The following is a 14,958-nucleotide window of genomic DNA, read 5'->3' on the forward strand; positions in this document are numbered from 1 at the left end:
TAAGTTGCATGAGTACTGCGCAGCCCGCGGGTTCTAATGCGAACGCCGCCGCTTCCCCGGCCGCTACTTCGGCCACAAATTCAGAGGGCCTCAATCAAGGGCTGAAAACCCGCCACCTCACCATGATGGGCCTTGGGTCCACGATTGGTGCGGGCCTGTTCCTAGGAACTGGTGTGGGTATTCAAGCCGCTGGTCCGGCCGTGATCATCGCCTACATCATCGCCGGTTTTGTCACCGTGTGCGTCATGCAGATGCTGGCTGAGATGGTGGCGGCCCGGCCGTCGTCCGGTTCTTTTGCTACCTATGCTGACCAAGCTTTCGGCCCGCGTGGTGGTTTCACGCTGGGGTGGCTGTACTGGTTCATGCAGATGATGATCGTCGGTGCGGAAATCACCGGTGCATCATTCATCATCAGTGGCTGGTTTGATGTTGCCCCCTGGATTCCGGCGGCTATCGCGGTGGTCCTGTTTACCGGCATCAACCTCATGGCTGTTCGCGGCTACGGCGAGTTTGAGTTCTGGTTCGCCCTGATCAAGGTCGTGGTGATCATCGCCTTTTTGATCATCGGTATTCTGCTTGTCTTTGGTTTGCTGCCGGGCAGTGACGCGGTTGGCTTCAGCAGGCTCTCTGAGGTTGGATTCGCCCCGAACGGCATCGGCGGTATCGCAACCGCGATGCTGGCGGTGGTCTTCGCCTTCGGCGGTATCGAGGTTGTCACCATCGCTGCCGCTGAGTCGGAGAACCCGAAGGAATCCGTCCACGCCGCTATTCGCTCCGCGATCTGGCGCATCGGTGTGTTCTACATCGGCTCTGTTTTCCTGATCATTCTGCTCCTGCCCTACTCCGAAATCGGTAAAGCGGATGACGCGTCGGAGTCTCCGTTCACGACTGTTCTGTCACAGGCCAACATTCCGGGTGCCGTGGGCATCATGGAAGTGGTCATTGTCATGGCGCTCCTGTCAGCATGTAATGCGCAGCTTTACGGCTCCTCCCGCCTTCTGTACTCCATGTCGCGCGGGGGTGACGCACCGAAGTTCTTCAACCAGACCAATGCTTCCGGTGTGCCAACGTACGCGGTGCTGTTGTCGATCTTCTTCGCCATTGTCACCGTTGCCCTGAACTACTGGAGCCCGCCTGGCCTTCTGACCTTCCTGCTCAACGCCGTGGGTGGATGCCTCTTGGCCGTGTGGATCGGTGTCATTGCGTCCTACCTGAAGCTGCACCCAGAGTTGGTCCGCACTGGTGAGATCACGGAAGTACGCATGTGGGGCTACCCCTGGTTGGCGTGGGTCACCTTGGCTACCATCTTCGGATTTGTCACCCTCATGCTGTTTAACCAAGGCGGCCGTTTGGAGCTTGCGTCCACAGCCGTGATTGTCGCGATCATCGTGGTCGCCAGCCTCATCGTTCACCACAACTCCGGCGCTAATGCGCAAACCTTGGCAGACAGGGAGCGCGTGCGCGCTGAAAGCGACTAAATTTTCCCCCCTTTTTGGCATGGCGTTTCGTGTTTACACGGAACGCCCCTTTAGTCTGAAATTGTTTCAATTTTCACATTGGCAACATCCCGGCTCCGGTCCCGTAGGATCGGACAAATAGGAATCCCAAAAAGCAAGAACCAAAAAACAGGAAAAGGACGTTGGCTCTATGACTGCTGCAATTGCTCGTGGCCTGGCAACCGTTACGCACGACGGGACGGTCTTGGACGTGTGGTACCCGGCGCCGAAGCTGGATGACTCCGTTACGGAAACCGGAACCACCCGCTTGGAAGAAACCCCGCAGCAGTTCGCCCACCTGGTCGGCCCGGATGAGGACCGCGGTGTGGCCCGCGTTCCGGTGACCACCACGATCGCATCGCTGGACGACGCACCGGTGGATTCCTACGACGCATACCTGCGCCTGCACCTGCTCTCCCACCGTTTGGTCAAGCCGCACGGCGCGAACCTTGACGGCATTTTCGGCTTGCTGGCCAACGTTGTGTGGACCAACTACGGCCCGTGCGCGGTCGCTGATTTCCAGGTGGTGCGCGGCCGCCTCGCGCAGCGCGGCCCTGTAGTCGTCTACTCCGTGGACAAGTTCCCCCGCATGGTGGACTACGTTGTCCCCTCCGGTGTTCGTATCGGTGACGCTGATCGCGTTCGCCTTGGCGCACACTTGGCCGACGGCACCACCGTCATGCACGAGGGTTTTGTGAACTTCAACGCCGGCACCCTGGGCACGTCCATGGTGGAAGGCCGCATCAGCGCCGGCGTCATCGTGGGCGACGGCACAGACATCGGCGGCAGCGCCTCCATCATGGGTACCCTTTCCGGCGGCGGCAAGGAGACCATCACCATCGGCGAACGCTGCCTACTCGGCGCGAACGCCGGAATTGGTATTTCGCTGGGCGATGACTGCACGGTCGAGGCTGGCCTGTATGTCACCGCGGGCACCAAGGTAAAGGTTCTTTCTGACGTGGTCTCCGCGCTTGGACTCGACACCGCGAACGCGCTTGAGGACGGCAGCGTCACCATCAAGGCACTTGAACTCTCCGGCCGCAACGGACTTCTCTTCCGCCGCAACTCCCTCACCGGCGCCGTTGAAGCAACGCGGGCGAAGGGCATTGAGCTTAACGACGAACTCCACTCGAACAACTAGCGTCGTGAGCCGCTTCAGCGGCTCACGACGATTTAACGGTTGACGCCGTTTTCCGTGAGCCGCTTCAGCGGCTCACGGGTGTTCGTCTACCATCACGACCTTCGGGCGCCCGAAGGTCCAAATTTTGTTGATCACGAAGTTCACGGGCATCGCTACCAACGTTGAGATGGCCGCTGCCCAGTAGACGCGTGTGCGTAAGCCGGAGGAATCATCGAAGATCTCGGGCGGCAGCGCGAGTAGTGAAGTCGGGTTCATTAGCAGGGTGGAGACCGTCAGGGAGACGAGGAACGCCAGAATGCCGGTTGCGAGGAACGGGAAGTAGCCGCTGATCCAAGACCGCTGCGGGAGCTTACGGAACGTCCACGAGCGGTTGAGCTGGTAATTCCACGTGTTGGCCACTACGAACGCGATGGTCATGATCACGTGGTACCAGCGGATATTGAAGCGTGTACCCGCCAAGCTGGTAAACACGTCGTCGGCCGTGATACCCGACGCATCAAGAAGTTTGGTAACCACGTAGACCGTAGCCAGGTTCACGATCACGCCGGAGCCGCCAACGACGCCGAACTTGATGAACTCACGCAGCTGCGGCAGGATACGCACGACCGTGCTTCCCCCGCGTGGTGTGGGAGTGGTGTTAGTCGGTTTGCTGGTCTCTTTTGCACCAGCTTTCTGTGAATGAGCGGAAGTCACCGAACCCTACTTAGCTAAGCGTGCGGCGGCCGCGGCGATGTTCTCATCCGTCGCGGTCATGGACAGGCGGGCGTGGTCGTTGCTGGACGGGCCGTAGAAGTGGCCCGGCGCCGCCAGGATTCCGCGTTCAGCGAACCAGTCAATCAGTTCATCGGCGCTGAAAGCCTTGCCATCGTCTGTGCGTGATACCCAAAGGTAAAGGCCAGCCTCAGAGTGGTCGATGGTGAAACCAGCTTCGATCAGTGCCCGCATGAGCACCGCGCGGCGCTTGCCGTACACGGCCCGCTGCAGATCCTCATGCGTGTCGTCGTTAAGCGCTGCAGTCATGGCGTGCTGGATGGGACCAGGAACCATGAGGCCGGAGTGCTTGCGCACCTCCGTAAGTTCGGTAATGAGGGCGGTATCGCCCGCGAGGAAGCCGGCGCGGTAGGACGCCAGGTTCGAGGTCTTCGACAAGGAATGAATCGCTAGCAGGTTGGTGAAATCCCCACCGCAGACGTCCGGGTGAAGGATCGAGATCGGCTTCATCTCATCGTCCCAGCCAAGCCCCAAGTAGCATTCGTCGGACGCAATGATTGCGCCAGTTTCGCGCGAGTACTCGACCCAGGCACGCAGCTGACTCGCAGTACGCACACGGCCGGTGGGGTTCGACGGCGAGTTCAGGTACACCAGCGCGGCGGGCTCACCGGGCGCCGCCGGGTCGTCGTTACGCACGGGCGTGCACCCCGCGAGCAGGGCTGATACCTCATAGGTGGGGTACGCGACCTCCGGGATGATGATGGTTTCACCGCGCAGACCCAACACCGTGGGCAACCACGCGATCGCTTCCTTCGTGCCGATCACCGGAAGGAGCTGGGAGTCTTTCACCGACGCGGTGATGCCAGGCACGCCGTGGCGGCGCTCCATCGCAGCAGCGATCGCCTCACGCAGAGCGGGCGTGCCCACGGTCTGCGGGTAACCGGACAGCGTTGCAGCCTCGGACAAAGCGAGCTGGATGCCCGGGTCCACGGGGTCGATCGGCGATCCGACAGTCAGATCGATCACACCGTCTGGGTGCTTGGCGGCCTTTGCGCGAACGCTGGTCAGCGTGTCCCATGGAAAGTCCGGGAGGATCGATGCAAGCGAAGTGCGCGGCATGAAGACTCCTTGGGTGTAACTAGTCTTGGTTCATCGGTGGGAGGCTGGCAACGAACGGTGCGTCGAAGTCGAGCGGCCCCGTTGCGGCAGCACCACCCGGGGAACCAAGATCGTCAAAGAACGCGACGTTCGCGTCGTAGTACTTATCCCATTCCTCAGGCAGATCGTCCTCGTAGAAGATTGCCTCCACGGGGCAGGCGGGCTCGCACGCACCGCAGTCGACGCATTCGTCTGGGTGAATATAAAGGGACCGTTTCCCCTCGTAGATGCAATCGACCGGGCACTCTTCAACGCACGAGCGGTCCATCACGTCAACGCACGGTTCGGCGATGATGTAAGTCATGAGCGTGTAACACTCCTCCAGAAAGCTGACTTAAAAAATGTTGTCACGAAACAGGCAGTCAATTATCTCATTTTTTGGCTGCTAAGGGCCAACCGCCACCAGTTAGGCCGGCGATTAACAAAGCCCACGCACGCGCAGGCTCAGACTGCATGATCATTGAAGTGACGTCCACGGCATAGAAAAAGAGGAAAAAGCCTGCTAGCCACGCCAGGAGCGGGGTTGCTGCGATGAGGAGAGCCGGACTCCACAGGCGGGCCGTTTTAGTAAGAACCATCGTGAATCCAAATGCCAACAGATGCGCCAGCGGAACCGGAAACCCTCGGATTTCCAGCGGAAGATAGGACACTTCTACAAGCACCGACATGAGCGCGAAGACGGAAAGCCACACCAGCGCGGCTCTAATCTCCGAACGCGGGTAGTTCCTGGCCTCGTGCCCCGGCTGCTTGGTATTCGTGTTCACTGTTCTGGTGGGATTTTAAAGAGGGATCCCCGCTAGCAGATCCGCACCGTGGTCAAGTGGTACACCGGCCCCGAAGAGGTAGTGTTCGCGTCGAATGATCGGCTGAGCAATCAGGTTGGACAAAGCGTAGATGGTCTCATCCGATGATGCTGCACCGTGGGGTACGCGCGCATCGTGGGGATTCGTGGGACTCACGCGCCCGTCCGCAATCCACAGCTGGGTTGCGTGGGCGGCCATGGCCTCCACCTTCGCCGCGTACACCACGGCATCCATCTCCACCCAGGTGTCGCTTGTATCGACCGCGTCGAGCTCACCCGGCGCGGGTAGGGTCCACCCGTCGGGCGCCTTAGTCGGCAATGCCGCTTCGAGTTCACTGCGCAGTCGGGCTGCCCAGAGGATGCGCGGTACCCCGACTTTTTCCGCAGCGATGTGGGTGATGCGGTGGGCATGGATGTGATCGGGGTGGCCATACCCCCCGTTGGGGTCGTACGTCAGCACGAGGTGCGGTTTCGTGCGCGTGAAAATCTCCACGAGTGCGTTGACGCTGCGCTCGCCGGAATTCACAAAGGCCCGCGGGTTCGCGTGTGCAGGAGAGCCAGCCATACCCGAGTCGCGGAAGGCACCCGGGGCTTTCAGGAACTCGCCCCGTACGCCCAGAATCTGCAAGGCTCGCGAGAGCTCATGGATGCGGTAGCCACCGAGTTGGTCGGCGTGATCCACCGTCAATTCCTGGTAGGTCTCGCCGATGACCTCGCCTTCTTCACCCAACGTGCACGTCACCACGAGCACGTCGGCGCCGCGCCGCGCCAGATCGGCTAGTGCTCCTCCTGTAGAAATCGATTCATCATCGGGGTGAGCATGCACAGCGACGACGCGGTAGCCGGTTAGATCTCTCATCGTTCTCCTTCTGGTAGCCCCTCTTGCCCCTCTGGTGTTGGTTCCACCGGACCCGAGGGACCTGTTGCAAGGTGCCATTGAGCGGCGCTTTCCAGGCCCTGGTCCCACTGCGCAAGCTGCGGGGACGGCCCCACGATGGAGGTTCCCAAGGCTTGCACGCGACGCTCCCGCATCAAGGGGATCCACACGGCACGTTGGGTGAGGAACCCGGAGACGGCATCGCGGGCCTGCTCTGCCGGGAGCGCGCCGGACAACACATCGGCGGCCAACTGGCGAGCCTCGGGCGTGCACCGCTCCCCGCGCGCCGCGGTTGCGGCAGCGCCAGCAGTCGCCGACGGGGTTGCCGCCCCAGTCGAATCGAAGGCTGGGGTGTTCACGGGAGGTTCCTCGCACGTCAGCATGCTCGCCAGATCAATCGGGGAATCCCCGCCCACGCGCCACGCCACAACAGCATCCACGAGGCCTTCGGGCATCCGCCGCCCCACCAAATCCGCATAATCGCTCACCACGGACTCAGCCTTGATCCCCTTTTGGTTCAGCGCGTCCACAATCGCCCGGGCTGCCGACATCGCTTGGCCATCGCGGGGGTCAGCGCCGATTCGCAGGGCACGATGCTTATCGACGATCCCCTTCAGCGCACTGTCATTTTCAGCGCCAGGGATGAACGTTGCTGCCATCGTCGATGGCAATGCGAGATCGGCACTGCGTCCCGCGGCGATACTGGCGATCAGCGGGACGTCGATAAGCGAAGCGAGCTCGGCGCGCACAGCAGGATCTTTCAGAATGTCCGAGGTGTCAGAGACGTTGATGCCCAGTTCTCTCGGGCCGTCCACCATGCGCACCTGGGTTGCGGGAATGAGCTCGTACGTGCGGCGAGTCGTTTCTCCAGGGACGTGATCTAGAAACGCAATCTGCTTGGAACGGAGCTGATCCGCAGCTTGCTCCGTAGAACGCACATCACTAATACGCACCACATCAATCGCAGCGGGCGCGAAACCCCAGAACCTGTCATTGCGGTTCAAGGTAATGGTGCCGCGGCCGCGGTCAACGTCCTGGACCCGGTAGCGGCCGGCGGACGCAGGAATTGTGTCCGACAACGCCGAGGCGAAATCCGCGCTGTCCGAGGCAAGCAAGTGCGACGGAAGCAAGTGGGTGAAAAGTTCCTGCCAGTGCGCGACCGGTTGGGAAAATAACACGTCTACCGTTTTGCCCGCCGCACCAGTTACCCGCACGTCAGAAATCGCGTGATAGCCCGCGGCGTTGACCACACCCGGCGTCACGCGCATACCGCGCCACAAGTAGACGAAGTCTTTGCCCGTAATCGGCGTGCCATCGGACCACTGCGCGGCATCCGCGATGTCGTAGCGCACCGCAAACTGCGTTCCGCTCGGAGCGTCATACGGAACCGGGATTTCCCGCACGTCACGGGTCAGGTTGGTGTCCCGTACCCCGTTGTAGAACACGCTCGGTAAAACTAGATCAGCGACGGCTTGTACGGTCGAGTTTTCGTCGGCAAGCACGTGCGGGTTAAGCCCATTCTTCAGCGGCTGCGAGGCAACCTGGACTTGCGAGCGCTCAGCGGGTGCGGCAGGCGGCTCGTTCTCACGCGCGGATGTGGGGTCGTCCGTTTGCTCCACGATCGGTGGCGGACCTGGGTCGGCCGTGCACGCAAAGCTCAGCGCCGCTGGAATCACGACCGCCATGGCGGCGGTGGTGGTACGGCAGCGGCGCTTCATACCCTCCCAGGTTACTTGCTCATTTGCTTTGCGCGTGAACGCGCCCTGCCGCGCTCGGTGGAGTTCAAAATTACCTTGCGCACGCGCATGGCCTCCGGCGCGACCTCCACGCACTCGTCGTCATCGCAGAACTCGATGGCTTCTTCCAAGGACAGCGACCTCGCCTTGGCCAGGGTCACCGTCGCGTCCGCCGTGGCAGAGCGCATGTTGGTGAGCTTCTTTTCCTTGGTGATGTTGATGTCCATGTCTTCATCGCGGTTGTTCGCGCCGACGACCATACCCTCGTAGGTCTCCGCACCCGGTTCAACGAAGAAATCACCACGGTCTGCCAGCTGGGTCAGCGCGTACGCCGTTACCTGGCCGGAGCGGTCCGCGATGAGTGAGCCAGTCGGGCGACCCTTGATTTCGCCAGCCCACGGGCGGTGCTCGATGGAATACGAGTTGGCGATGCCCGAACCACGGGTTTCAGTGAGGAAGGTTGTGCGGAAACCGATCAGGCCGCGCGATGGAACATCGAACTCCATGCGGACCCAGTCCCCCGAACCGGTGTTGGACATAGACGTCATCTGGCCCTTACGGTTGGCCATGAGCTGGGTGACGTTGCCCTGGTACTCAGCCGGGGTGTCAACCACCATGTGGTCGTACGGCTCGTAGGTCGTACCGTCGATCTCTTTGGTGACCACCTGGGGCTTACCCACGGTGAGCTCAAAGCCTTCACGACGCATGGTCTCGATGAGGACGGTGAGTGCCATTTCGCCGCGGCCTTGGACTTCCCACGCATCCGGACGGTCGGTGGGCAGAACCTTGATGGAGACGTTACCGATGAGCTCCTGGTCAAGGCGGGCTTTGACCATTCGTGCGGTGAGCTTGTCGCCGCCGTTGCGGCCAGCCATCGGCGACGTGTTCACGCCAATCGTCATGGAGATCGCCGGGTCATCGACCTTGATGCGCTCGAGTGGCACGACTGCCTCAACATCACACAGGGTGTCACCGATCATGATTTCGTCGATGCCGCTCACGGCCGCGATGTCACCAGCGATCACCTCGCCTTGGGCAGGGACGCGCTCTAGGCCCTCGGTGACCAAAAGCTCAGCGATCTTGACGTTCTTAACGTGCTGCTGGCCCTCGGAGTCATAGTGAACCCACGCGACGTTCTGGCCCTTCTTCACGCTGCCGCGGTAGACACGGATCAGAGCAATACGGCCCAGGAAGGACGAGGAGTCTAAGTTGGTGACCTGTGCCTGGAACGGGGCATCGACGTCCGCGGACGGCTCCGGGAGGACGTCATAAATGACGTCAAAGAGCGGCTGCAGGTTCTCATTGTCCGGCAACTCACCGTTGCCCGGGTTTTCCAGCGACGCGCGGCCCGCACGGCCAGAGGTGTAGAGCACCGGCAGCTCCAGCAGATTCTCCGCCGCCTCAGCCGCCTCCGGGTCTTCCAAGTTTGCACCGAGTTCAAGCAGGAGGTCTTGTGCTTCCTCCACCACCTCATCGATACGTGCATCCGGGCGGTCAGTCTTGTTCACGCAGATGATGACCGGTTTCTTCGACTCCAGGGCCTTACCCAAGACAAAGCGGGTCTGCGGCAGCGGACCTTCCGAAGCATCGATCAGAAGCACGACGCCGTCCACCATGGACAGACCGCGCTCCACCTCACCACCGAAGTCCGCGTGGCCCGGGGTGTCAATGACGTTGATGACCAAGTCCGAGCCATCTTTGCCTGCACCCTTGCGGCGGATGGCGGTGTTCTTGGCCAGAATCGTGATACCACGCTCTGACTCCAACTCACCGGAATCCATGACGCGGTCACCGTGTTCGCCGTGGTCGCCGAAGACGCCGGATTGCTCCAGCATCGCATTAACAAGGGTGGTTTTGCCGTGGTCAACGTGGGCAACGATGGCTACATTACGGAACTCCGGATGGGACACGCGCTTCTCCTTATAGATGTGAGGGTGTTCATTGGCGTGTAGAACGCTAAAAACCCTACCCCTCTTCGGCGACTCCGACGATCTCGCGGGGCAATTTCCGCAACTTTCCCGACACAAACAAAAATTTTGGGAAATGTGTTGCAAATGTAACTATTGCTACTAAAGTTGCCTATTGTTGTCTGTGTTTTAGCTGGGACCACGTCAGTGGAGTCGCCAGCTACCCCGAGGAGGAAATCAATGCTGAAGTCCATCAAGCGCGCGTGCGTAACCGCCGTCGCTGTGATCACGGGGTCCGCACTGATCACCAGTGTTGCTACCGAAACCGCATCAGCCCAGCCGTTACCGGGGACATCGGCGCAGGGATCGTCTGCCTACGTGGACCACTTGGGCCGGCCTACGCCTCACACCCAGAAACTCGTGCGTGACTTTGCCAACCAACCCTTCATTCCCCCTCAGGTACGCGACGCGCTGCTGAGCGGGCTGAACTTCTTGTCGACGAATGACGGCGACGGCGGCGTGGACGTTCCGGCAAATCCACCGCAGTTCCGTCAGGCGTACTGGCCCACTGTGTCCCGCAACTGCATGGGGCCGGGCCTAAACTCCACCGGCACGCTCATCGCCGTGCCCGGCCCGGCACGTATCCCGAGCCCAGCGCCAGGCCCCGGGCAAGCGACGTTCGTGTTCACGGCACTGGGCACACCACCCGCTGCACGGGACCAGGGCGGCATGAACGTCTACTGGATAAACCTGAACACCTTGCGCACGGGTGTAACACCTTTGGGTAACAAAGGGATAAACCCAACAGGACCGACAACATTGTCCGGTGCGGCCACAACCGGACCGGGAACCATCCTCGCAGTCGTCGATGGATCAGTCCGAACAACCACGAATACCTGCGGATTTGCGCCCACAGCGATCAGCGTGAGAGTGAACTAACGAAGGGAGTAGAAGATGGACGCAGAAGTGAACACGCCTGACTTGCATCCTGTGAAGCAGGAAACCTTTGACACCGACGCGAAGATCAATACTGACCCGAAGGGCTACTTGCGCGAGGTGGACAAGTTCGAAGTGACGGACTTTGGCCTGTACATGGCCCGCGGTGCCAACCACCCGAAGTTCGGGTACCTCGAAAGCTGGCTGCTGCCCGATCTTGGCCTGCGCGCGAACATCTTCCACTTCCGTGAGGGATATGACACCCAGCAGGACTACTACTTTGACGTCGCATCAATTGACGTTGAGGACGGCGTGTGGCGCACCCGCGACCTTTACGTGGACTTGGTTTCTTATACCGGCGAACCGATTGATGTCATCGATATTGATGAGTTGGCGGCGGCCACATCCGCTGGTTTGATCTCTGCGGAAGAAGCAGAGCAGGCGATTGAGGTCACGCTCAACGCCGTTGAGGGCATTACGCGTCACTCCGATGACCCGATGGAATGGCTGCGCACCTTGGGCATCGAACTGACATGGGCCGATGAAGTTGAGCTCATGCCGGTGGGCTAACGCTACACTGGCCACCTGTTAACCCCTTCCCACCGACGGCTGAAAAGAGGGACCCATGGCCGGTGGCCTACTCGCGGTGCTTGATGACGTGGCGCTGATTGCCCGCACAGCATCCAGCAGCATGGACGACGTTGCTGCAATGGCAGCAAAAACATCCACGAAGGCTGCAGGCGTGGTCATCGACGACGCGGCGGTGACGCCGCAGTACGTCTCTAACGTGACCCCTGCCCGCGAGCTACCCATGATCTGGAAGATCACCAAAGGCTCGCTGCGCAACAAACTAATCTTCATCCTCCCGGTTGCGCTGTTGCTGAACGCCGTCGCACCGTTCCTCCTGGTGCCCATCCTCATGGTTGGTGGCGCGTACCTCTGCTTCGAAGGCGCTGAGAAGATCGCGCACAAGCTCTTCCACTCAGGCGAGGACGACCACGACCCGACCGAAAAGACTCCCGAGGATGAGGACACGCTGGTCAAGCAGGCCATCACCACGGATCTGATTCTGTCGGCGGAAATCATGATTATCGCGCTTGATGAGGTCGCCGATCAGCCCCTCTGGATGGAATTCTTCGTGCTGTTGGTCGTTGGAATCGGCATCACCTTTGGTGTCTACGGCGCGGTGGGCTTGCTCGTCAAGATTGACGACATCGGCCTGCACATGATTGAAGAAGATCGCGGCGCAGGATTCGGCCGGGTGCTAGTGAAGGGCATGCCCTACGTGCTGCAGGCCATCGGCATCATCGGCACGATCGCGATGCTGTGGGTCGGTGGCCACCTGATCATCCGCGGTCTCCATGAGGTCCTCGGGTTCAGCTGGCCGCACGACGTGGCTGAGCACCTCGTCCACGCCGCTGGCGGGGGCGCGCTCGGCTGGATGGCGGAAACAGCCGTGTCCCTCATCGCTGGGCTAATCACCGGTTTCTTGGTCCTGTTCATCACTAAAGGCGTGAAGAGGTTGGTTTCTGCCCGCAGCTAGGGCCGTCGCTAAGCTTGAAGCATGAACCAACTGCCCTACCCGCTCCTGCCCGCCGCTTCCGCGCGAAGCGTCACGGTGAGCGCCCGCGCAGTTGTCCAAGCACTGCTTTTTGACGCCTACGCGCCCGCCCTCGCCGCACTGGATACCGGGTTTGACCAGGTGTTCCGCTCACGCGTCCTGCTCGAAGCAGATCCCGTAGTGGGCACGTGGCGGCTGCGCTGGCACGACAATGCCGGGTTGCTCGGTGGCGACGGAGCCATCATCGGCGAGGTCGCGGCCTCCGACCGGGAGTCATTTGCCACGCTCACAACCATCTTTGACGCCGGCTACGCCCCGCTCGTCCACGCCACGTTCACCGTGCGTTCTTCCACCGGTGTCTTCGAGGTTGATCTCCACCTTCCTCCCGCCGAACTGGCGGTACCGCGCAACAACGTAGCTGCCATGGCCATGGTGGCCTCCCCCGGCGCGAGCGCCCGAATCAACGTCACGCAGGGCGACTTCACGCCACGCGAACTGGAACGCCTCTCCCCCGGCCACTGGTTTGTCCACCTTTCGCGGGTAGGCAACGCGGTCGTTGCAACGCTCGACGAGCGCGTACTCGGGCCCGTCATCAAAGACGACGCCGCGGCCATTGCAGCCCTGCTGGATTCAGTCGAATCACTCGGCCCCGACGGCGACGCCCACGACGTTGCGGCGCACTGTTTTCTGTTTCCCGCCAGCGACGCTGGCGATAGCTCCCCCACCGAGGCCGTCATCGACGTAGGCGCCGGCCCCTTTTCCCACGTCCCCCCGCTCGTGGCGGAAGCAATCTCCTCCCGCGCGTGGAGCGTGCAGACGCTTGGCGACGGCTCGTATGCCATCACCGTCGACGGCAACGCCGCCGTTGACGAGGAAGACTACGCAACCCCCAACCCCGAAGCGCGTCCGGTGTTCCTGCCCGCGAACGAGGTGGTCGCAGATGTCGTCGATAAGCATGAAGAGCTCGAAGAAAGCCGCTACCTCTCCGAGACCGAGCGAGTTGAGCTTCGCCGTGCCCGCAGAGCCGCGAACCCTGATGCTGGCCGCCACCGCTACCGCGATGAGGACTAACAAACACGCAAACGTCCTGTAATATTTCTCGCGTCGTTATAGAAAAAAGAAGAGGTAGCCATGTTTGTTAGGAAATTCGTCGCACCCACCGCTGCAGCCATCGCGCTGGCCGTGGGATCCGCAAGCACCGTAGCTGTCATTCCACCCACGGTTGCGATCGCCCAAGAGGCCGACGGCGTGAACGCACCGAGCCCCATCGATGCCGCGCTGAACTCCTCCAAGCAGGTGGAAAGCGCGTTCGGCTCGGCTCAGGACACTTCGAGTGCCTTCGGCCTGAACTTCTGGGAGATCCTTTACAAGATCCTCGACTTCTTCGGCTTGGCCAAGTACTTCGAGAACTTTCCGTTCTTCGCCCTTCCAGGATGGAAGAACCCTGACCGCGAAACGCGGTATATCCCTAAGGCAGAGACGGTTTCAGAGGGCCTCGTCGTTACGCTAATTGGTGACTTGTTGGGCCCCGGCGTGAAGTACATCATGGGCCTGGGCGCGGCTGACCTAGGCATGATGGCACCCCTGAACGACGACGGCGAATTCGCGATCATCTTCGGGGACTCGTTCACCGGCGGCAAGTTCGGCGAAGGCCAGTGGTTTAGCCCCACCGGCATGGTTGGGGAGAAAGATTCATCCGGCACCATTCGCGTCACACGCCCGCTTAACGACGGCATCCGTGCCCAGCCCCTCATTGGCTATTACAGCAACATCGACATGACCACGTTCATCCCATCAGACGTGATCAACCTGGACGGGACCCTGTACATGCAGGGCATGTGGAACAAGGGCCTTGGCAACGTCACCGGCACCGAAATCTGGAAGTCCACCGACAACGGCAAAACGTGGGAGTCAGTCTGGAAGGGCGACCAGTTCCACCTCAAGGGCATGGGCAACCTGTTGAGCTGGGAAAAGGGCCCCGACGGCTACATCTACGTGGTGTCTTCCCAGTTCAAGCGCCAGGATCCGGTGTACCTGTCCCGCTTCCGCCCGTGGAACATCGACGACCGCGACCTCTGGGAGAGCTACGACCCCAAGACCAAGACCTGGGGCAGCAAAGCCACACCGATTCTGCGCAGCTACGTCAAAGCCGGCGAGATGAACCTGCGCTACATCCAGGGCCACTGGGTACTGGCTATGTTCAATGAGGGCACCGCGTCTATTGAAGTCCGCGTCTCTAAGGAGATCGCAACCAACTGGGACTCCATTAAACCCGCCCACGTGGTTGTCGCGGGACGCGGCGGTTGGTACGCGCCGCAGAACGCGCACAACTTCACGCAGCTCTACGGCGGCTACATTGTTCCAGGTTCCACCCTGGACAACCTCGATCTTGTTGTCTCCCAGTGGAACACCGGCGACAACTCGCGCTACATGTCCACGCAGTTCAACGTCAAGGGCCTAGACAAGTTCTTCGGCATCGAATCCGCCCCGGTCTCCCACACAACGGTGGGCAACCAGGACGTCATCGAGGTTGCGGCAGAGAACGTCACACCGCGCGACTAGCCGCGCGATCGGGGCTTCTCACTAGCCGCACGATCGGGGCTTCTCACTAGCCGCGCGATCGGGGCTTCTCA

14 protein-coding genes are annotated in these 14,958 nt (G+C 61.0%); 7 read left to right on the forward strand and 7 right to left on the reverse strand.

Annotated features, from left to right (window positions below):
- Nucleotides 1-8: 8 nt before the first annotated feature.
- The gene (locus CAQUA_RS07275) at nt 9-1,478 is read left to right on the forward strand and encodes an amino acid permease (protein WP_196823877.1); all 1,470 of its coding nucleotides are present in this window, start codon (nt 9-11) and stop codon (nt 1,476-1,478) included.
- A gap of 169 nt (nt 1,479-1,647) precedes the next feature.
- A complete protein-coding gene (gene dapD / locus CAQUA_RS07280) occupies nt 1,648-2,637 on the forward strand; it encodes a 2,3,4,5-tetrahydropyridine-2,6-dicarboxylate N-succinyltransferase (RefSeq protein WP_196823876.1) in 990 nt (329 codons plus the stop codon).
- 72 nt (nt 2,638-2,709) lie between these two features.
- Here dapD and CAQUA_RS07285 read toward each other — a convergent pair whose 3' ends face one another.
- From CAQUA_RS07285 to typA, 7 genes are all read right to left on the reverse strand, one after another.
- Nucleotides 2,710-3,240, reverse strand: a complete 531-nt coding sequence (locus CAQUA_RS07285) for a GtrA family protein (protein ID WP_376993190.1) — start codon at nt 3,238-3,240, stop codon at nt 2,710-2,712.
- A gap of 96 nt (nt 3,241-3,336) precedes the next feature.
- Nucleotides 3,337-4,467 carry a succinyldiaminopimelate transaminase gene (gene dapC, locus CAQUA_RS07290; protein ID WP_196823875.1) on the reverse strand — a complete coding sequence of 377 codons (1,131 nt, stop codon included), beginning with the start codon at nt 4,465-4,467 and terminating at the stop codon, nt 3,337-3,339.
- A 19-nt stretch (nt 4,468-4,486) separates the two neighbouring features.
- Nucleotides 4,487-4,810, reverse strand: coding sequence for a ferredoxin (gene fdxA / locus CAQUA_RS07295; RefSeq protein WP_196823874.1), 324 nt, complete (start codon nt 4,808-4,810; stop codon nt 4,487-4,489).
- Nucleotides 4,811-4,877: 67 nt separating this feature from the next.
- Nucleotides 4,878-5,270 (reverse strand): hypothetical protein, encoded by a 393-nt coding sequence (locus CAQUA_RS07300; RefSeq protein WP_196823873.1) that lies wholly within the window; start codon nt 5,268-5,270, stop codon nt 4,878-4,880.
- Nucleotides 5,271-5,285: 15 nt separating this feature from the next.
- A complete protein-coding gene (mshB, locus tag CAQUA_RS07305; protein ID WP_196823872.1) occupies nt 5,286-6,167 on the reverse strand; it encodes an N-acetyl-1-D-myo-inositol-2-amino-2-deoxy-alpha-D-glucopyranoside deacetylase in 882 nt (293 codons plus the stop codon).
- Nucleotides 6,164-7,903: an ABC transporter family substrate-binding protein gene (locus tag CAQUA_RS07310; RefSeq protein ID WP_196823871.1), complete on the reverse strand. Its 1,740-nt coding sequence runs from the start codon at nt 7,901-7,903 to the stop codon at nt 6,164-6,166. Before CAQUA_RS07310 ends, mshB begins: the two co-directional genes overlap by 4 nt.
- Before the next feature lie 11 nt (nt 7,904-7,914).
- Complete coding sequence (typA, locus tag CAQUA_RS07315) at nt 7,915-9,831, reverse strand: translational GTPase TypA (RefSeq protein ID WP_196823870.1); 1,917 nt, start codon at nt 9,829-9,831, stop codon at nt 7,915-7,917.
- Nucleotides 9,832-10,068: 237 nt separating this feature from the next.
- On the opposite strand from typA, the gene CAQUA_RS07320 reads away from it, so the two are divergent.
- From CAQUA_RS07320 to CAQUA_RS07340, 5 genes are read left to right on the forward strand one after another with little or no spacing between them, the layout of a single operon-like run.
- On the forward strand, nt 10,069-10,767 hold the full coding sequence (locus tag CAQUA_RS07320) for an Rv1157c family protein (RefSeq protein ID WP_196823869.1): 699 nt from the start codon (nt 10,069-10,071) through the stop codon (nt 10,765-10,767).
- Between the two features lie 15 nt (nt 10,768-10,782).
- A complete protein-coding gene (locus tag CAQUA_RS07325) occupies nt 10,783-11,334 on the forward strand; it encodes a ribonuclease FAU-1 family protein (RefSeq protein ID WP_196823868.1) in 552 nt (183 codons plus the stop codon).
- Nucleotides 11,335-11,389: 55 nt separating this feature from the next.
- On the forward strand, nt 11,390-12,307 hold the full coding sequence (locus CAQUA_RS07330; RefSeq protein ID WP_196823867.1) for a DUF808 domain-containing protein: 918 nt from the start codon (nt 11,390-11,392) through the stop codon (nt 12,305-12,307).
- 21 nt (nt 12,308-12,328) lie between these two features.
- Nucleotides 12,329-13,396: a hypothetical protein gene (locus CAQUA_RS07335; protein WP_196823866.1), complete on the forward strand. Its 1,068-nt coding sequence runs from the start codon at nt 12,329-12,331 to the stop codon at nt 13,394-13,396.
- A gap of 60 nt (nt 13,397-13,456) precedes the next feature.
- On the forward strand, nt 13,457-14,887 hold the full coding sequence (locus CAQUA_RS07340) for a DUF4185 domain-containing protein (protein ID WP_231375331.1): 1,431 nt from the start codon (nt 13,457-13,459) through the stop codon (nt 14,885-14,887).
- The last annotated feature ends 71 nt before the right edge of the window (nt 14,888-14,958 follow it).

Origin of the sequence: Corynebacterium aquatimens (assembly GCF_030408395.1) — a bacterium.
Lineage (GTDB): Bacteria > Actinomycetota > Actinomycetes > Mycobacteriales > Mycobacteriaceae > Corynebacterium > Corynebacterium aquatimens.